The following is a 19976-nucleotide window of genomic DNA, read 5'->3' on the forward strand; positions in this document are numbered from 1 at the left end:
CCGGAGGAAGCTGTGCGATCCCTTGATCAGGCCCGTGCCCTCTGCGAGTCGTACCTGCCGGGGTTGCTCGACGGGTTGTCGAAGGTCCCGTTCGAGCAACGGGAAGCCTCCGGCGGCGGCACGCTGCCGGTGTTCCGGGCCAGCGGCGGCCCGAGCCTGGTGATCCCGAAGGACTACGGCGGGCTCGGCGCGTCCCCGTTGGACGCGGTACGGGTCACCCGCGCGATCGGCGCCCACGCGCCGTCGCTGGCGGTCGCGACCACGATGCACCACTTCTCCGTGGCGACGCTGTTCACCTTCGCCGAGAGCATCAAGAACTCGGGCATGGAGTGGGCCCTGCTGGAGGCGATCACCAGCCGCAACCTGCTGGTCTCCTCGGGCTTCGCCGAGGGCCGCCCGGCCCAGGGGATCCTCTCCCCCACGATGACGGCGACGCCGGTGGACGGCGGCTACCGGATCAACGGGGCGAAGAAACCGTGCAGCCTGAGCCACTCGATGGACCTGCTGACGGCCAGCGTGGCGGTGCCCGCACCGGGCGGCGGCCAGCAGACGGCCTTCCTGCTCATGCCGGCCACGCTGCGCGGCATCACCCGGCACCCGTTCTGGGGCAGCAGCGTGCTCGCCGGCGCGGAGAGCGACGAGGTCCGGCTGACCGACGTGTTCATCGAGGAGGAGTTGGTCATCCCGACCGAGAACGGCCCGGACGGGATGCTCGACGACCTGCAGACCGTCGGGTTCATCTGGTTCGAGCTGCTCATCACCGCGTCGTACCTGGGCATGGCCAGCGCGCTCGTCGAACGCGCGTTGGCCGCCGGGCGCGGCGCGGTCACCGACCGCGCCGCGCTGGGCACCCGGCTGGAGACGGCGACGCAGCTGCTGGAGGGCGCGGCCCGCGCCATGCAGGCCGGCGAGACGGACAACGACGCGCTGGCCCGTGTCCTGATGGCCCGCTACGGCACGCAGGACGCCATCACCGACGCCGCCCGCCAGGCGGTCGAGATGCTCGGGGGCATGTCGTTCATCCGCTCCCCCGAGGTGGCCTATCTGGTCGCGGCCTGCCAGTGCGTCGCGTTCCACCCGCCGTCGCGGGCCAGCGTCGCGTCGCCGCTGGTCGACTACCTCGACGGCACCCGCCCGTTCATCATGAACGACAGCGCCCCGGCACCGGCCGCGCAGCCACCGGCGGCGCCGCAGCCGTCCGTGCAGGCACCGGCGGTGCCGGCCGCGCAGCCACCGGACCCACAGGCGGTGCGGGCACCGGCGCCGCAGTCGTCCGTTGCCCCGCCGGTCGGCGCACCCACGCCCAGCCTCGCGGTCCACCCGGTCCAGGACCCGGCCTCCACCCGGCCCGTCGAGGCCGCGGCACCGGTCACCGTGCCCGGCCCCCGCCCGCAGCCGGTGGTCACGTACAGCCCGCAGCCCGCCGCCCCCCGCACCGACGGACGGTCGGGAATGACGGCGGACGACGCCGCCGACTGGGACCAGGCGTCCTCCCTGTTCGACGGCGCGGAGGGCATCCGGCTGACCGCACGCGACTGCGACCTGCGGTACTGGTTCGCCAACGTCCCGCAGCGCACGCTGCGCGGAAACATCGTCGGCTACCCGCCGGAGCTGGTGACCCCGGACTTCCTGCACGAGCCGGGCCCGCTGCGGGACGCGCTGATCCAGGAGGTCGCGTTCCGCGCGCTGGCCGAGGAGCGGGCGGCCCGCGCGATCGGTCACATCGTGGCGTGCGCGCCGGACTCCACGACCGCCGAGTTCTACGCCACCCAGCTGATGGACGAGACCCGGCACGCGATGATCTTCCGAAACCACCTGCGGAACCTCGGCATCGACGAGCACGACGTCGCCGCCGTCATCGCCCGACAGACCGCGCACGACAAGGCGACCATCCTCGATCCGTTGGAGGAGTACGGCATGCCGATCGTGCGCGAGCAACAGGACTTCGTCGGCGGCGTGGTGCTGCTGACGATCCTGGTCGAAGGCTTCCTCGCCCCGTCGTTCGAACTCAGCGAGCGCAAGTGGCGACCGCTCGACCCGCGGATGGCGGACATGGAGAAGGGCGCCGCCATCGACGAGGTGCGCCACCTGGCCGTCGGCACGTCGATCATCCGCGAGCACGTGCAGCGGCACCCCGACGAGAAGGAACGCCTCGTCGAGCTCATCCGCGACGGCATGCGGCTGTGGGAGCAGTTGCCGGTGTCCGACCAGCTCACGCGCTGGGAGAACTGGTTCCAGGAAGGCATCGCCCCGCACCTGGCCACCATCGGTGACTACGAGGTGTGGGAGGGGCGGCGGCTGGTCGACACCACGCCGGAGGAACGCATCCAGAAGGCTGTGGAGGTCACGAGCATCGTGCACTCCACCCGCCTCACCGACATGGGCCTCGGCCGTGCGTTGATCTACTGATCCTCCATCCCGTGGCCTGGGGGCGGCCCCAGGCCACGGGCGCACCTCACGACGGGCTGGCACGGCGAGGGCTCCCTGGGCGCGGGCACCGCGGCGGCGCGGCTCTACGCGGCCGTACGCTCCGCGTCCAGGTGGCCGCTCTCGCCGCGGATCCCCCACCGGCTGTAGAGCGGTCGCAGTGGCCCGGGCACCCACCAGTTGAGCCGGCCGAGCAGCCGCATCGTGGCCGGCATCAACAGCGCCCGGACGATGGTGGCGTCGACGACGACGGCGAGGGCGAGCCCGATACCGATGATCTTCACGACCAGCACGCTCGCGGTCGCGAACGACACGATCACCACCACCAGCAGCAGGGCCGCGCTGGTGATGATCCGGCCGGACCGCTGCAACCCGACCGCGACCGCCTCGGTGTTGTCGCCGCTGAGGTCGTAGTGCTCGCGGATGCGCGAGAGCAGGAACACCTCGTAGTCCATCGACAATCCGAACGCGACGGCGAAGATCAGGATGGGTTGCACCACGTCGATGTTGCCGGTGGAGGTGAACCGCAGCAGCCCGGCGAGGTGGCCGTCCTGGAAGACCCACACCACCGCGCCGAACGCCGCGGTCAGGCTCAGCATGTTCATCAGGATCGCCTTGACCGGCAGCACCAGCGAGCCGAAGGACAGGAACAACAGCACGAACGTGGTGACCACGACGAGCAGCGCCATCCACGGCAGCCGCTGCTCGAGCATGTCCATCAGGTCGGCGAACCCGGCGGCGTCGCCGCCGACCAGCACCGTGCCGGAGGGCGGCGGTTCGACGCCGCGCACCGCGTCGACAAGGTCCCGTCCCTGCTCGGAGATCGGTTCCGCGTCGAACCGGACGGTGACCCGCGCGGTGTCGCCGGCCAGACCGCTGACGTCCGCCTGCCGTACGCCCGGCAGGGCGGCCACCCGCTGCACGTACGCGGCGATCTCCTCCCGGCCGGGAGAACCGGTCACCGGGCCGTCCAGCGTGACGATGGCTTCGATCGGCCGGGTGACGCTGTCCGGAAACGACCGCTCGATGGCGTCCTGGACCTGCCGGCTCTCCGCCGAGGCAGGCAGCACCCGGGTGTCCAGCCAGCCGTAGGAGATGCGCAGGAACGGCAGGCCGAGAACCACCAGCACGGCGATGACCGCGCCCCCGATGAGTACGGGTCGACGCATCACCGTCCGCGCGATCCGCGCCCACGCGCCGGAGTCCGGGTCGGTGTCGACCGGCCTGCGGCGACGTTCCCGCAGCCGCAGCCCGAACAGGGCCAGCATCGCCGCCATCACGGTCATCGCGAAGAACCCCGCCAGCAGCACCGCGGCGACCCCGCCGACGGCGATGGACCGGAGGAACACCTGCGGGAAGACGGCCAGGCTGGCCAGCGCGAGCGCGACGGTCACCGCCGACACGACGATGGTCCGGCCCGCGGTGACCATGGTCCGGCGCAACGCCGCCGGGACGGGGTGGCCCGCGGAGAGTTCCTCCCGGAACCGGCTGACCATGAACAGGCTGTAGTCCACCGCCAGCCCGAGACCGAGCAGCGTGACCACGTTGACCGCGAAGATCGAGATGTCGGTGAACTGTGCCAGCAGCCGCAGGCCCGCCAACGAGCCCACGATCGCCAGCACCCCGACCGCGACCGGCAGCAGCGCCGCCAGCAGGTTACGGAAGATGAGCACCAGCAGCAGAAACAGGATCGGCAACGCCAGCGCCTCGGCGCGGGTCAGGTCCGCCTTGCTCTGGCTGTTGACGTCGTCGATCAGCGCCAGCGGCCCACCGACGGTGACGTCGAGATCCGGGCTGGTCAGGCTGTCCTTGATGGCCAGGTAGTTGGTGAGGCGTTCGTTCTCGGTGGCGCCGGCGATCTGCACCGCCGCGAACGTCTCGTGCCGGTCGGCGCTGACCAGGGCGGGAGCCCCGGCCCGCCAGTAGTCGGTCACGCCCTCGACCCGGTCCGCCGGCAGCCCGTCCAGCACGCGCCGGGCGGCGTCGGCGTACGCGGGGTCCTCCACCGTCCAGCGGTCGCTGCCGAACAGCACGACGACGTCCGCGTCGTTGCGTCCGAGCGCCTTGCGTTCGACCTCGTCGGCGCGGGAGCTCTCGCTCGCCGCGTAGGTGAACCCGCCGACGGCCAGGTCGCCGAACGCGCCGGCGCCCCAGGTGCCCGCGGCGACCAGGAACACCGCAGCGCCGGCGATCACCCACCAGCGCGCCCGGTGCGCGAGCCGGCCGAGGAGATCCAACATGACAGCAACCCTTCGCTCGACCGCGGTGCTCGGGAGAACGACGCGGCGCCGGCACAGTCAGGACCGGCGCCGCGTCGATGTGATCACAGGATGGTGATGATCAGGTCCAGCGCCCGATGCCGATCGCCTTCGCATCGGAGAGCAGCTTCTCCCGGAGCGCGACCCGGCGGATCTTCCACGTGCCGGTTCGCGGGAACTCGTCCCACTTTATCTGGATCGGCGGGGCCATCGGGCTCAGGTCCGCGACCGCCCGCTCCCAGTCGGCCTTGTCCAGCGGAACGTCGTCCGCAGTGCTGACCACGGGTACCGGCAGGTCACCGGCGACCGGGAGGACGATGACCTCGGTGGTGTAGTCGATCCGGTCGAGGATGAGATCCTCGAACTCGATCGCGCTGCCGCCGGGGATCCGGTCGATCTCCCGGTCCACGATCCGCACGGCGCCCCACTTGTTGATGACCGCGAGGTCGCCGGTGTTCCACCACCTGCCGTTGCACTTGAGGTCGTGCCGGTCCTGCTCGCCGACGTAGGCGAGGCACCGTCCCGGCTGGTCGATCTCGATCAGGCCGACCTGGCCGCGCGGGACCTCCTTGCCGGTCTCCGGGTCCACCGCCCGCATCTTGGCGTGGAACGGGATGGGCCAGCCGATCAGCTGCGTCGGCGGCGGCCGGTGCCCCCTGCGGCGTACCACGAAGCGGAAGAACGGCCGGATGCACAGGGCGCCGTTCTCGCTCTGGCTCCACGACTGGACCCAGATCGGGAACCGGCGCTTGGTGGCGGCCATGAAGGTGCGGATCGTACGGGTGTGGATGGCGTCGAACGAGTTGACGTACTCGCGCACGTTGCTGAACAGGCCGGCGGGGTCGCGGGCCAGCGGCTCCCAGGCGAGGTAGATGTTCGGCAGCGCCTCCACCAGCGTCGGCTTGTGCTCGGCCAGCAGCTCCCGGATCCTCGGCGAGAGCGGGTCGGACAGGTAGAGCACCCGCGGGCCGACCGCGGCCATCGCCAACTGCATGGTGGTGAGCCGCTCGTGGGTGTAGGGGTCGCAGAACGCCACCGTGTCGCTGCGCCGGAGCCCGAACCTGGGCCACCGCTCGGTCTCCACGATCGCCATCGCGTAGATGGACTCGGCGGAGTGCATGACCAGCTTGGGTATGCCGGTGGTGCCGGAGGTGTGGGTGATGACCACCGGTTCCTTGAACTCGCGCATGTTCGGCTGGACCGGCGGCGCGTCCTTGAAGTCGTCCAGGTGCAGCACGTCCGGCCGGTCCGCGACCGCGTCGACGCTGATCGTCCGTACGGTGAGCTCCGCCACCACCTCCGGGGTGATGCCGCACTTGTCGAGGTGCTTCTGGTCGGTCAACAGGAACGGCCGTTCCAGCCGCTCCAGCATCGGGATCATCGCCTCCGGGCCGTAGGAGCCGGAGAACATGCAGGGAATGGCGCCGATCCGGGCGATGGCGCAGCCGAGAATGACGATGTCCAGGTGGTTCTGCTTGAGGATCGCCACCCGGTCCCACGGGCGCACGCCCGCCTTGTGCAGCCAGGCCGCGGCGCGATCGACGAGTTCCGCCCACTGGGTGTAGGTGCGGGTTTCGGCTCCGTCGGGGTCGATGTCCGGCGGGCGGTCGACGATGACCAGCTCGTCCGGGGCGGTCTTCGCCGCCACGTGCCAGGTCTCGCCCATCTTGGAGTGCTTCGGTACGCGCGAAAAGGGGCTCAGCCGACGGCGCCACCGGGTGGGCGTGAACTCGGTGAGAAACCGCGGAATGGGCCGCTGCGGCTCGACGTCGTCGCCGGCGACCGTTGAATCAGCGGGTGAGGCCACGAGCGCGTCCTCCTGTTCTCGGGGCTTGGGGAGGTCAGCTGACGACGAATGATCATCGGCCGTCCAATTGGCCGGTAACGATATCGACATTGTCCGGCGTAGACCAGATCTGGGTGGACGGAAATCCGACCCCGAACGCATCCGGCCCCCGGGCCGTCCGACCAGTGTGGACGGATCGACGACCGGCCATAATGGCCGCCGTTCCCCGTCGACGTGGGCGTCGCGGTGTCCGCCTGCGGCCATGGCCGCCTTCGGACAGCTCGGCCAGGGCCCGTGGTGATCACCCCTCTCCTATCGTCTGCTCGGCACATTTCTCATGATCACGGGCTTGTTAGCGAGGTGTGATGGCGACGCGTGGGCGGGAGATCGCTCGCGGCGCGATGGTTGCAGCCGTGAGTCTGCTACTGCCGGCTACGGCGGTGGTGGCGATATCGACGGGGGTTTCCGCGGTACCTTCGAGCGAGAACTCGGTGGCGGCGCGGGCCACGGGAAGTGAACAAGCGGCGGCCCTGGCGGCAGCGCGTCGGTCCGGGAAGCGAGTTCGGGTGCCGAGCCTGACGACCGAGACCGGCGAGGTGTTCGCCAACCCCGAAGGATCGTTCACGCTCGAGCAGCACGCCCACCCGGTGCGGGTGCGACAGGGCGCCGGGTGGGCGCAGGTGGACACCCGGCTGCGCCGGCAGGCTGACGGCTCCGTCGTCCCGGCGGCCACCACGGTGCGGGTCGCCTTCTCCGGCGGCGGTGACCAGCCCCTGGCGCGGCTGCACCGCGAAGGACACGAACTCCGGCTCGGCTGGCCGGGCCGGTTGCCCGAGCCGGCCCTGGACGGCGACACGGCGACGTATCCGGAGGTGCTGCCCGGGGTCGACCTGCGAGTTCAGGCCACCGTGGACGGCTTCACGCAGGTCCTCGTCGTCAGGTCGGCGAAGGCCGCGTCGAACCCTGCGTTGCATCGGCTGTGTCTGAGCACGACCGGCAGCGCGGGACTCACCGTCGTGTCGGATGCGAACGGAGGGCTCAGGGCGGTGACCGCTACGGGGCGGGTCGTCTTCCGGGCGCCCACCCCGCTGATGTGGGACTCCTCGGGGGTCGAGGCCGCCGCCGGGGCGGTTGCCGACAGCGGATCGGTACGCGGGCCGGGCACGGGTTCCCGTCAGGCGGCGATGGCTGTCGAGGCCCGTCCCGGTGAGCTGGCGGTCGTTCCCGACCGGCGGATGCTGACCGACCCGAAGACCCGCTACCCGCTCTTCATCGACCCGATCTGGGGCGGCACCAAGCAGGCCCACGCCGTGGTGTCGAAGCACTTCATAGACGAGCCGTACTACAACGGCAGCGGGGACGTGAAGGTCGGCTACTACAACGACCCCTACGCCTCGCCGACCAGCGACACCTACCGGTCGTTCTTCCGCATGGACACCTCCCAGGTGCGCGGCAAGCAGATCCTCTCGGCCACCTTCCGCATCCGGGAGACGCACTCCTGGTCCTGCTCGCCGCGGGCGGTGGAGCTCTGGGCGACGAGCTCGATCAGCGCCTCGACGACCTGGAGGGCCCAGCCGACCTGGGCCTACCGGATGGACACCAGAAGCGTCGCGCACGGCTACTCCAGCAGTTGTGGGCCGACCGACGTCGAGTTCAACACGTTGCAGCACGTGAAGGACTCCGCGGCGGGTGGCTGGACCAACGTGACCATGGGGTTGCGCGCCAGCGACGAGACGGACAAGTACGGCTGGAAGAAGTTCAACAACAACCCCGTCCTGTCGATCACCTACAACACGACGCCGAGCGTGCCGACGAACTCGACGACGTACCCCGACCAGCCCTGCCTGACCGGCGAGAGCAGGCCGGTCATCGGCCCGCCCGGCACCGTCAGGATGCTGGCGACCGTCGCCGACCCCGACGGCGGCAACGTCAGGGCCCGCTTCGAGTGGTACGACATCGGTGGCGCCAGGCTCGGCGAGACCCTCACCGCCGCGAAGAGTTCCGGGCTGCAGCACGAGGCGGTCGTCCCGTCGACCGACATCGGGACCGGCCGCACCCTCTCCTGGCGGGTACGCGCCGAGGACGGCACCGCGGTCAGCGCGTGGAGCGCCTCCTGCGAGGTGACAGTCGACCCGGAGGCGCCGACGAACGGCCCCACGATCAGCTCGAGCACGTATCCGGCGACCGGCGTCAACGGTGGAATCGGCCAGCCGGGCTCGTTCACCTTCGGGCCGAACGGCGTCACCGACGTGGCCAGCTACGAGTACGAGCTGGACGGCGCGGCCGGCGGCACCGGGACCGTGGCGGCCGGCGGTGACCTGACCGCGACCGTGTCGCTCACTCCCCCGGACTCCGAGGCGCTGCTGCACACCCTGCGGGTCCGCAGCCTCGACGCCGCCCACTCGCCCGGACCGTGGACCACCTACTCGTTCCAGGTGGGCGGCCGTGGCGCCCCGGTCGGGCACTGGACGTTCGACGAGGGCAGCGGCGCCACCGCGGCCGATTCCTCCGGCAACGGCCGCACCGCCAGCCTCGGCGCCGGGGCCGGCTGGACCGGCGGCCGGGTCGGCGCTGCGCTGACGACCGACGGAACCGCCGGTCACGCCTCGGCGAGTTCGGTGGCGCGGACCAGCAGCAGCTTCACCGTCTCGGCCTGGGTCCGGCTCGACACGGCGGGCCAGGACCGCACCGCGGTCAGCCAGGACGGCAACCACCACAGCCGCTTCTCTCTCGGCTACGACAGCGCCGACCAGAAGTGGTCGTTCAAGGCGCCGGTGATCGACAGCAGCAGCAGCTCCATGCACTACCGTGCGGCGTCCGACGCGCCCGCCACCCCGGGCACCTGGACCCACCTGGCCGGTGTCTTCGACGCGTCGGCCAGAGAGATCCGGCTCTACGTCAACGGCGCTCTCGCCGGGACCGCCGCCCACGGCGCCTTCGCCTGGCCGGCATCCGGATCCCTGCAGATCGGGCGGGGCAAGAAGTCCGACAGCGCGACCAACTACTGGGCGGGCGCGATCGACGACGTGCGGGTGTGGAACCGGGTGGTCTACCCGAGCACCATCGGCGGTACGGCCAGCGAGATCCGCAACCTGTCCAACCAGCCGCCGCGCGCCGAAGGGGCCTGGGCGCTGGACGAGACGGCCGGTACGAGCACGGCCGACACGTCCGGCAACGGTCGTACCGCCACGCTGCACGGCGGGGCGAGCTGGGACGAGGGCTACACGAGCGGTGCCCTGATGTTCGACGGCACCACCGGCTACGCCGCGACCGCAGGGCAGGTGTTGCGTACCGACAGCAGCTTCACCGTGTCCGCCTGGGTCCGCCTGGACCGGGCAGCCGGCGTCGGAGACCCGTCCGCCGTCTCGCAGGTCGGCACCCGTACCGCCGCCTTCTCCCTCGGCTACAGCGAGCCGGACGGCAAGTGGGTGGCGACCATGAAGGCCACCGACGCCGACACCGCGACCAGCATCCGCGCCCTCGCCTCGCCCGACCAGTTCCCGGTGACGGCCGGCGAGTGGACCCACCTCACCCTGGTCTATGACGACGCGGTGCGGCGGATGCACCTCTACGTGAACGGGATCTGGGCGGCGAGCAACACGATCGACGCGCAGTGGACGACCAGCGGCCCGTTGACCATCGGGCGGGCGGCGGCGAACGGCAGCCCCACCGGTTTCTGGCCCGGCGCGGTGGACGAGGTCCGGGTCTGGACAGGTGCGCTGACGGATGCGCAGGTCAACGGCCTTCCTCTCGAGATCTACCCGTAGCAGCTGCCAGCGGCAGCGACTTCGTCGGCGGAGCGGGCCGCGGCACCACGTGCCACGGCCGGCGCCGGCCTGCCCTGAAGCAACGCTCGACGTTCCGGCCGGATGCCGGTCTCACGAAAGGATGTCAGCGTCCAATGCGGACAAGAAGAGTCCCGCCTGGCGACTGGGCGCGCCTGCGGGCGGCCCTCCTGGCCGGGTTGGTCCTGGTGCCGCTGGCGGTCGCCGTACCGGCGCACGCGGCACCGGACGATCGGTGGAATCCACCGCGACCCGACCGGGGTCGCTCGGTTCAGGGTGGCGCACCGGCGGCCTGGGCCAAGACCCTGCCCGACCGTACCGCCCAGCACGCGGTCACCACTTCACCGAAGGTCTCCTGGCCGGAGGCCGGCAGCGCCGAGGTCGACCTGACCGGCGAAGGCACCGGTCTGGCGCGCCTCGCCGACGGTCGGTCGCCCCGGATCCGTGCCGGGGCACTTCCGGTCTGGGTGGGGCAGGTAGCTGAAGCCGCCAAGGCCAAGCAGGCCGGAGCACCGAGCCGGGTACTCGTCGAGGTGCACGACCGCGGAGCCGCGGACCGGGCCGGGGTAGCCGGCCTGCTCATGCGGGTCGAGCGCCGCGACGGGCAGACCCGTACGGGCGAGGTCACGCTCGACGTCGACTACGCCGCCTTCGCCGGGGCCTACGGCGGTGACTACGCGGCGCGGCTGCGCCTGGTGCGGCTGCCCGCCTGCGTCCTCACCACACCGCGGCTGCCCGCCTGCCAGCGGGCCACGCCGTTGCCCACCCGCAACAACCTCCAGGCGCGGCGGCTCTCCGCGCAGGTCACCGTCGAACCGGCCGGCGCTGACGCCACGATCCTCGCGGTGACCGCGAACGACGACAGCAGCGCGGGGGACTGGACGGCCACCCCGCTGGCCCCGTCCGCGAGCTGGCAGGCGGGCGCCTCGACCGGCGACTTCACCTGGTCGTACCCGATGCGGACGCCCGAGGTCGCGGGCGACCTGGTGCCGAAACTCGCCCTCGGCTACTCGTCGGGGAGCGTGGACGGCCGGATAGCGCAGACCAACAACCAGACCTCGTGGGTCGGTGAAGGCTTCGACTTCTGGCCCGGATACATCGAGCGCAGCTACAAGGGCTGCGCCGACGACATGGGGTCGGGGGCGAGCAACACCACCAGGACCGGCGACCTGTGCTGGGGCTACGACAACGCCGTCATGGTCCTCGGGGGACGGGCCACCCAGCTGATCCGCGACGACACGACTGGCGTCTGGCGACCGAAGGCCGACGACGGCTCACGGGTGGAGAAGCTGACCTCGGCGGCCACCGCCAACGGCGACAACGACGGCGAGCACTGGCGGGTCACCACCGTCGACGGCACCCAGTACCACTTCGGCCTCAACCGCCTGCCGGGCTGGGCCAGCGGCAAGGCGGAGACGAACTCCACCTGGGCCGCTCCGGTCTTCGGTAACCACTCCGGCGAGCCGTGCCGGGGCTCCACCTTCGCCACCTCCTGGTGCCAGCAGGCGTGGCGGTGGAACCTCGACTACGTGGTCGACCCGCACGGCAACGCCATGACCTACTGGTACGGGCGGGAGACCAACCACTACGGACGCAACGTGACCGCCTCCAGCGGCACGCCGTACCACCGTGGGGGCCACCTCACCCGGATCGACTACGGCCTGCGCTCGAATGCGCTGTTCGGCACCGCGCCGGCCCGGGTGGTCCTCACCGTCGCCGAGCGTTGCCTGCCCGACTCGACCTTCGACTGTGCCGAGTCGAAGCTCAACTCGGCCAACGCCAGGTACTGGCCCGACGTGCCGTTCGACCGGAACTGCAACGCCGGCGCCACGTGCACCAACAACTTCTCCCCGACGTTCTGGAGTCGCAAGCGGTTGACGGGGGTCACCACCCAGGTCTGGGACACCGCGGCGGTCGCCTTCCGGGACGTGGACACGTGGGCCCTGCGCCACCAGCTGCTCAAGCCGGGAGACGGGACGAGCCCGGCCCTGTGGCTTGCCGGCATCACCCACACCGGCAGGGCCGGTGGTAGCGAGGCCCTGCCGGAGCTGGTCTTCCACGGCACCCAGTTGGTCAACCGGGTCGACGCCCTGGAGGGCATCGCGCCCATGATCAAATGGCGGATCAGCGCGATCGTGTCGGAGGCCGGCGGCACCACCTCGGTGACCTACTCCGCCACCGACTGCGTACGCGGCCAGACCCCGGTCCCGGACGCCAACACCAAGCGCTGCTTCCCCAGCTACTGGACCCCGGACGGCGCGGCCAACCCCACCGTGGACTGGTTCCACAAGTACCTGGCCACCCAGGTCGTCGTCGACGATCGAGACCCCGCCTCGCCCGACCTGGTCACCCGGTACGAGTACCTCGACGGCGCGGCCTGGCACCACGACGACGATGACGGGCTGACCAAGGAGAAGTACAAGACCTGGTCGCAGTGGCGCGGCTACGGGCGGGTTCGGGTCACCAGCGGGGCCGACGGCGAGCAGCGTTCGCAGACCGAGACCCGCTACTTCCGGGGCATGGACGGCGACAGGCTCGCCGCCGGCGGCACCAAGGACGTCAAGGTCACCGACTCGCGCGGTGTGCGGGTCGACGACCACCGCGCGTTGGCGGGCCTGGCCCGGGAGACGATCAGCTTCGACGGGCCCGGTGGCGCCGAGGTGAGCAGCACGGTCACCGACGGCTGGATCAAGGGCAACGCGCCGACCGCCCGGATGGTCCGCCCGTGGGGCACGCTCGAGGCGTTCATGACCGACACCGCCGCGTCCCGCACCCGCACCGCACTGGCCGGTGGCGAGCGCGTCACCGAGACGAAGTACGCCTACAACGCCGACGGCCTGGTCACCGAGGCCAGCGACCTGGGCGACACCGGCACGGCCGCCGACGACCGGTGCACCCGCACCTGGTACGCCCGCAACGCCACCGCCTGGTTGCTCGACGCGGTGTCGCGGGAGGAGACCGTCTCCGCCGCCTGCACCGCCACCCCGGCCTACCCCGGCGACCTGATCTCCGACGAGCGCACCTACTACGACGACGCGCAGGCCCCGCACGGCACCCCGCCCAGCAAGGGTGACGTGGTCAAGGTGGAGGAGCTCGCCGGCTGGTCCGGCGGCCAGCCGCAGTACCTGACCACGGAGCGGACCAGCTACGACAGCCACGGCCGGCCACTGGACAGCTACGACGTACTGGGCAAGCTGACCACGACCCGCTACACCCCGGCCACCGGCGGTCCGGTCACCGCTGTCACCGTCACCAACCCGCTGGGACACGTCACCACCACCCAGCTCGAGCCCGCGTGGGGCGCCCCGAAGACGGTGACGGACCCCAACAACAAGGTCACCACTGCCGCATACGACCCGCTGGGTCGGCTGACCAAGGTCTGGCTGCCCGGCCGGTCGATGTCGCTCGGGCCGAACACCGAGTTCGACTACGCGGTGAGCAGCACCGGGCCGTCGGTGGTCACCACGAAGACGCTGCGCAACGACGGCAGCTACGCCACCGGTTACGCGCTCTTCGACGGCCTGCTCCGGGCTCGGCAGACCCAGTCGCCGGCGCTCGGTGGCGGGCGCCTGATCACCGACACCGGCTACGACTCGCGGGGCCAGGTGGTGAGGTCGAACGCGACGTACCACGCCACGGGCGCCCCGGCCACCACCGTGTGGCAGGTCGCCGACAACCAGGTCCCGTCGCAGACGGTCACCGTCTACGACGGCGCCGGCCGGCAGACCGCGAGCATCCTGCGCTCGTACGGCGTGGAGAAGTGGCGCACCACGACCACGTACGGCGGCGACCGCACCAGCCTCGACCCGCCGGACGGCGGCACCGCCACCACCACCGTGGTCGACGCCCGGGGCAGGACCGTCGAGCTGCACCAGTACCACGGCGGATCCCCGACCGGTCCGGCCGACGTCACCCGGTACGCCTACGACCACGCCGACCGCCTCGCGAGCGTGACCGACCCGGCCGGCAACACCTGGACGTACGGCTACGACCTGCGCGGCCGCAGGACCAGCATGTCCGATCCGGACCGGGGTGCCACCACGCTGGCCTACGACGACGCCGGTCGGCTGGTCAGCACCACCGACGCGCGGGGTCGGACCGTCGCGACCACCTACGACGACCTGGGCCGGAAGACGTCGCTGCGGGACGGCTCGGCCACCGGGCCAAAGGTGGCCGAGTGGGTCTACGACACGCTCACCAACGGCAAGGGTCAGCTCACCTCGTCCACCCGCTGGGCCGGCGGCAACGCCTACGTCTCGGCGGTGGTCGGCTACGACGACCGGTATCGTCCCACCGCCACCCGGGTCACCATTCCCGCCTCGGAGGGGGTGCTGGCCGGCACGTACCAGGTGAGTCAGCGCTACAACCTGGACGGCACGGTGCAGTCCACCACCTATCCGGCGGCCGGCGGACTGCCGGCGGAGGGGGTGCTGCGGCACTACAACGAGCTCGGGCTGCCCACGACGGTCTCCTCCACGCTGGGCGTCAGCTACCTGACCGAGACGGCCTACACCCTGCTGAACCAGCCGCTGTGGCACGTCCTGTCCACCGGCACCAAGCGCGCCCAGCGCACCTACGCCTACGACGCGACCAGCAGGCTGGTGCGAGCGCAGGTCGACCGGGAGGCGAACCCGTCGAAGGTGGCGGATGTCAACTACACCTACGACCCGGCCGGCAACGTCACCCGGATCGCGGACACCCCCGCCGGCGGCACCGCCGACGTGCAATGCTTCGCCTACGACTACCTGCGCCGGATGACGGAGGCGTGGACCGCCACCGACGACTGCGCCGGGGCGCCGGCGACCGGCGTCGGTGCGGCTGTCGGCGGCCCGGATCCCTACTGGCACTCGTACACCTTCGACAAGGTCGGTAACCGGCTCACGGAGACGCGACACGACACCGGCGGGGACCCGGCCAAGGACGTGCGGCGCGCGTACAGCTATCCGGAGGCCGGCAAACCCGGAGCACACCGTCTCTCGGGCGTGGTCACCACCGGGCCGGGCGCCGGCACGGACAGCTACACCTACGACGCCACCGGCAACACGACCCGACGCCAGGTCGGCGGCGCTGACCAGACCCTGACCTGGGACGCCGAGGGCCACGTCGCCTCGGTGGCCGAGGCCGGCAAGGTCACCGAGTTCGTGTACGACGCCGACGGCAACCGGCTCATCCGCCGCGACCCGGCAGCGGTGACCGTCTACCTCGGGGAAACCGAACTGAGGCTGGACCGTTCCGTCGGAACGGTGAGCGGGACCCGGTACGTCGACGTCGGCGGCGGCACCGCGGTACGCACCTCGGACGGCAGGGTGACCTTCCAGTTCGCCGACCATCACGGGACGAACACCCTGTCGTTCGACCCGGTCACCGCGGCGACCACCGCGCGCAAGAGCATGCCGTACGGCGGACCGCGCGGTGCCCAGCCGTCGAGTTGGGCGGGAGAGAAGGGCTTCGTCGGGGGAACACTCGATTCGTCGACCGGCCTCACGCACCTCGGCGCCCGCGAGTACGACCCGATGGTCGGACGGTTCATCTCGGTCGACCCGATCATGGACCTGACCAACCCGCAGCAGATGCACGGCTACTCGTACAGCAACGCCAACCCGGTCACCTTCAGCGACCCGACCGGACTGCTGCCGGGCTGGCTTGAGAAATCCGGTCAGTTCATCTGGGAGAACGCCGGCCTGATCTCTGCCGGCCTGTTCGTGGCGTCGTTGGTCACCCCGGTCGGTTGGCTCGGGCTTGCGGGATTTGCCTTCGGTGTGCTCGATACTGGGAAGTCATGCATCGAACTCAAGGGGAGTGACTGCTTCATCGGCGTCCTCAGCACAGCATTTGGTGGTGCCGGCGCTCTGATTTCCAAACTCACGAAGCCCACAATCACAGCAGCCAAGGTGGCGAAGGCGGAACTCGAAGCCGCCGACGACGCCGTGCGCGCCGCGTTCAACCCCGGCAAATTCTCCCAGAACTACCATTCCGATGTGTCGCGCTATTCCGCTGAGATGGCGGAGATGCAGGCCAAGCGTCAGGCAGCCGCCGAGGAATGGTCAAATCTGGACGAACTCGCCCGTGAGTCCAAGGCGTTCGTTCGCAGCGTCGAAACCACCTACAACCTGCCCATGGGCGTATGGAGCACCAGCTGGGAGGGGTGCAAGCTGTTCAGCAAGCCGAACGGCCTCTGCAAGGACTCCCTGGACGAGACACTCATGCCGCTGTACACCCCGTCGATCATCAAGCCGCCCAATTCGCGCCTCAAGCCGCGGTTCCATTCGATTGCCATGCGGACCTTCCGTCCTGTGCGGGCTCCGTCACCATCCTGGAGGAGGTCCGGTCGTCCATCATCGAGCAGCGGATCCGGTTCGAGCGGGCTGACGCGGCGGGAGTTGCACAACATCGGATGCCATCCGAACTGCGTCAGTGGCCCGATGTAGGAAACGGCAGCCGGACCGCTGCACATGGCGGCGGTCGAGTTGCCGTCTCCTCAATCACACCCTGACCCGCTAAGCGGTATTTGCACAGGTAGCGAACCCGCCGAGTTGCCTCGTGGCAGCCGGCGGGTTCGCCATTGGCGGCTCAGGCGTGGAACGGGTCGGTGCCCGGTGCCGGCTGGGGTGTGTCGTCGAGCCAGCCGAGGCGTACCGCCTGGACGCCGAGTTCGAAACGGCTGGTCGCGCCGATCCGGTCGGCCAGGTCGGCGATCATCCGCCGGACGGTGCGGGCGGAGACGCTGAACTGCCGGGCGATGCTCTCGTCCTTGGCGCCCGCCGCGAGCAGTTGGAGCAGGTGCCGCTGCTGCCGGGTCAACTCGCCCGGCGGCTGGGCGGCCTGCAGTTCGATCGGCACCGCGGAGAGCCAGTGCCGGCCGAACAGGTCGGCGGTGGCCGCCACGAGACCCGGGTGGGACACCCGGATGACGCCCCGCTGGTGGTCCGCCGGGTCGATGGCCATCACGACGTACCGGTCATCGACGACGAACGTCCAGACCGGCAGGGTCGGGGTGGTTCGGACCTCCACGCCGTTGTCATGAACCCGCCGGGCGCCGGCGGCCAGCCGCGGGTCGTTGACGATGCTGTCCAGCAGGATCAGCTGTACCTGGATCCCACGCGCGGCGGCGAACTCCGCCAGCCGGTACGCCGGGTCGTAGTCGGTGCTGGTCTCCAGCCCCGGCACCGCTCCGGCGGCAGCCAGGCACTGGATGCTCGTCGTCGCCTTCGCCGCGATCTCCTCCACGCACAGCCAGGCGTCCCGGTCGTCGAGCAGTTCGACGTCGTGCAGTGGCGCGGGGCTGGCCCGGAAGCTGGCCGACATCTCCGCGACGGCTGCCCGGGTCAGCTCCACCGCTCGCGTCCGCCGGGCGAGCCGTGCCTCGGCGTACGACAGCAGCGGCGCGAACCCGACGGCCGGGTTCACCGGCCGGATCTGCTCGGCGTGGGGCCGCCGGAGCAGTCCGATATCCACCAGACGCCGCACCGCCACGTCGACCTTCGCCGCCGGCTGGTCCACGGCGTCGCGGAGTTGCTCCAGACTCCACACCGGGCGCTGAAGGGCAGCCCGGTAGACCAGCTCACATGTCTCGTCCACGCCGACTTCCGCAAGCATCAACGCTTCTCCCCCTCCCCCAGCGCCACCACGCTGAGGGGAGAGGTTAGTACGGCGTCTCACTGGCCCCTGGCTTGGCTGCTCGGCCTTCACGCCGCACGCCCGGTGGCGGGGGTACCAATGGAAAGTCGTCCGTCCTTGGACATGGATCTGAAATGGCGTGTCGTCACATACGGACGAGGTCGTAGGCCCACGCCAGGTCGTCACCCCAGGACACGGCGTGGTCACGCTCGAACGCCCGATACAGCCGGTCGCGGACCGTCTCGCGGCGCAGCCAGCCGGCAAGCGCCGCCGACCGCCGGTCCGCGAAGTTGAGCCCGTTCACCGTGGCAGCCAGGTGGCGATCCGCCGCCGAACCGAGCGTGACGTCCCAGGCATCGAGGAACCGCTCGACGCTCTCCCCGCCGGCCACGACCGCGTCCAGGAAGGTGGCCGGGTCGGGAACCGAACCGACCTGCGACGGGTACGTCGCCAGCAACGACCGCCACACCGCATCCAGGTAGCCGTCGACAGCGCCCTGCTCGGCTTCGGGCCAGGTGCGCCACTGCTCGCGAGGCAGCTTGCCCAACACGATCGCCGGGTCGAGTTCGGTGGAGCTGACCATGCGCTCCAGCAGCAGGGGCAGCAGACTCTTCAGGTCGTCACGGTTGCCGACCGTGTTGCCGAGGCTGATGGTCAAAGAGAACAGGTCGTGATCGTCGACCGGCACCGGCCCTCGGCAGTGCGGGCAGCCTTCGAGCACTGCCCTGCGCGGGTACCGGGCGAACGCCTCCTGAAGGCCTGCCACCGCCACAGAAAGATCACCGTCCACCGGTCCATCCTCCCAGGGGCGGCTTGGGCGGGGCTGCCGGCACACGGCTACCCGCAGTTCGGCCCGGCTGCCGCGGTCGTGCCGCGGCGATCCGGGTCCGGCCGCCCGACTGGCGCTGCGGGACCGTGACGTGCCCTGGTCGCACAGACGCTGCCGCCGGGCGGCGGCGGTGGCCAAACCCTCGGCCTGCTGACCCCGAAGCTGTGGATCGGCCCCACTGCGAGCGCCCTCGACCGACAGTTCAAGGTTCTGGGGAGTTGTCAGGCCGGTGCCAGCACGTCGATCAAGAACGTCTGATCCTCGGCGCCGGTGCAGGGCGACTGCACGACCTCCCGGCCGGTAGCGGTTCCGGTGCCGCGCACGCCCAGACAGGCGTCGAGCCCCTCGGGCTGCAGCCGCCACCCGCTGACCGGGCCGGCGACAGGCTCGACGTGGAAGCGTTGCGCCGGCCCTCCCGCGACGCAGTCGGCCCACGGTTCCAGCATTCCTGCCGCGGGACCGCCCTGGATCACGGTCAGGCAGCCGACGCCGTGCTGAGGATGGTCCCATTTGATGTGATACAAGCCGTCGCCTACCGGCGCGAGGATGGTAAGCGGTGACGTGACCTCGGCACACGGGCGCTGCACAGCGACCGAGTCGTCGTGCCGCCCCGTACGTTCACGTCCCTCGGTCACGCAGAGTTGTGGCGCGCCAGCCGGATGGATCTGCACCACGCTCTCCTGCGCAGCAAGACGACGTTCGGGACCGGCCGACGGCGCGGCCTCGGACGGTGCGGACGCGACGTCGTCCCAGAAGAGGGCAGCACCGGCGAGCGGCGCGAGCACGAGCAATGTCACCACCCCATGGGCCGCCCGCCGTCGCGCCTTCGGCGACAAACGGACAACTGCCCTCATCCATCGGCCGTCCGGCGTCGCCGCCGCACCACGCGGCTCGTCGCCCGGCGGCGCTGGGGCATCGGCTACCTCGCCGTCCGCGGCCCCGGGTGACGCGGACCCGACCGGCGGTGGAGCGGGTGCCATCGCCAACCGGGCGGCAGCCAGCCGATCCCGGGCAGCCGCCCAGGTCTGCACCTGCACATCGTCGCCCGTACAGGCCCGCACGAAGGCGGCCAGAACGTCCGCCCGTGGCAGCGCGTTCCGGTGCAGCACGTTGGCGAGGGTGCTGCGCGGGAGCACGTCTCCCCCGGCAGCGGCCCGCTTTTCCAGTTGCCGGAGGGTGTATCCGGAGCGCGCCCTGAGCTGCCGCATCAATCCGACGAATTCGCCGACGTCGCGTGCCGTCTCCGGGCACACACCCCCCGTGTCCACAGAGGC

8 protein-coding genes are annotated in these 19976 nt (G+C 70.9%); 3 read left to right on the forward strand and 5 right to left on the reverse strand.

Translation table 11 applies throughout. The features are described from left to right. The first annotated feature begins 12 nt into the window (after nucleotides 1-12). Complete coding sequence (locus tag ACGF5C_RS22365) at nucleotides 13-2409, forward strand: hypothetical protein (protein WP_393304419.1); 2397 nt, start codon at nucleotides 13-15, stop codon at nucleotides 2407-2409. Between the two features lie 104 nt (nucleotides 2410-2513). On the opposite strand, the gene ACGF5C_RS22370 is transcribed toward ACGF5C_RS22365, so the two are convergent. Together ACGF5C_RS22370 and ACGF5C_RS22375 are read right to left on the reverse strand one after the other, a co-directional pair. Continuing rightward, nucleotides 2514-4667 carry an MMPL family transporter gene (locus ACGF5C_RS22370; RefSeq protein ID WP_393304421.1) on the reverse strand — a complete coding sequence of 718 codons (2154 nt, stop codon included), beginning with the start codon at nucleotides 4665-4667 and terminating at the stop codon, nucleotides 2514-2516. Nucleotides 4668-4767: 100 nt separating this feature from the next. Beyond that, nucleotides 4768-6351 (reverse strand): class I adenylate-forming enzyme family protein, encoded by a 1584-nt coding sequence (locus ACGF5C_RS22375; RefSeq protein ID WP_393304422.1) that lies wholly within the window; start codon nucleotides 6349-6351, stop codon nucleotides 4768-4770. 686 nt (nucleotides 6352-7037) lie between these two features. On the opposite strand from ACGF5C_RS22375, the gene ACGF5C_RS22380 reads away from it, so the two are divergent. Continuing rightward, nucleotides 7038-10238, forward strand: a complete 3201-nt coding sequence (locus ACGF5C_RS22380) for a LamG-like jellyroll fold domain-containing protein (RefSeq protein WP_393304423.1) — start codon at nucleotides 7038-7040, stop codon at nucleotides 10236-10238. Nucleotides 10239-10372: 134 nt separating this feature from the next. Next, nucleotides 10373-16684 carry an RHS repeat-associated core domain-containing protein gene (locus ACGF5C_RS22385; RefSeq protein ID WP_393304425.1) on the forward strand — a complete coding sequence of 2104 codons (6312 nt, stop codon included), beginning with the start codon at nucleotides 10373-10375 and terminating at the stop codon, nucleotides 16682-16684. Between the two features lie 142 nt (nucleotides 16685-16826). Here ACGF5C_RS22385 and ACGF5C_RS22390 read toward each other — a convergent pair whose 3' ends face one another. From ACGF5C_RS22390 to ACGF5C_RS22400, 3 genes are all read right to left on the reverse strand, one after another. Continuing rightward, the gene (locus ACGF5C_RS22390; RefSeq protein WP_393304427.1) at nucleotides 16827-17834 is read right to left on the reverse strand and encodes a LuxR C-terminal-related transcriptional regulator; all 1008 of its coding nucleotides are present in this window, start codon (nucleotides 17832-17834) and stop codon (nucleotides 16827-16829) included. A gap of 184 nt (nucleotides 17835-18018) precedes the next feature. Continuing rightward, on the reverse strand, nucleotides 18019-18639 hold the full coding sequence (locus tag ACGF5C_RS22395; RefSeq protein WP_393304429.1) for a hypothetical protein: 621 nt from the start codon (nucleotides 18637-18639) through the stop codon (nucleotides 18019-18021). A gap of 284 nt (nucleotides 18640-18923) precedes the next feature. Then, entirely contained in the window at nucleotides 18924-19970 is a 1047-nt protein-coding gene (locus tag ACGF5C_RS22400; RefSeq protein WP_393304431.1) for an RICIN domain-containing protein, read from the reverse strand. Between the last annotated feature and the right edge of the window lie 6 nt (nucleotides 19971-19976).

The sequence above is a fragment of the Micromonospora sp. NPDC047620 genome (assembly GCF_043205005.1).
Taxonomy (GTDB): domain Bacteria; phylum Actinomycetota; class Actinomycetes; order Mycobacteriales; family Micromonosporaceae; genus Micromonospora.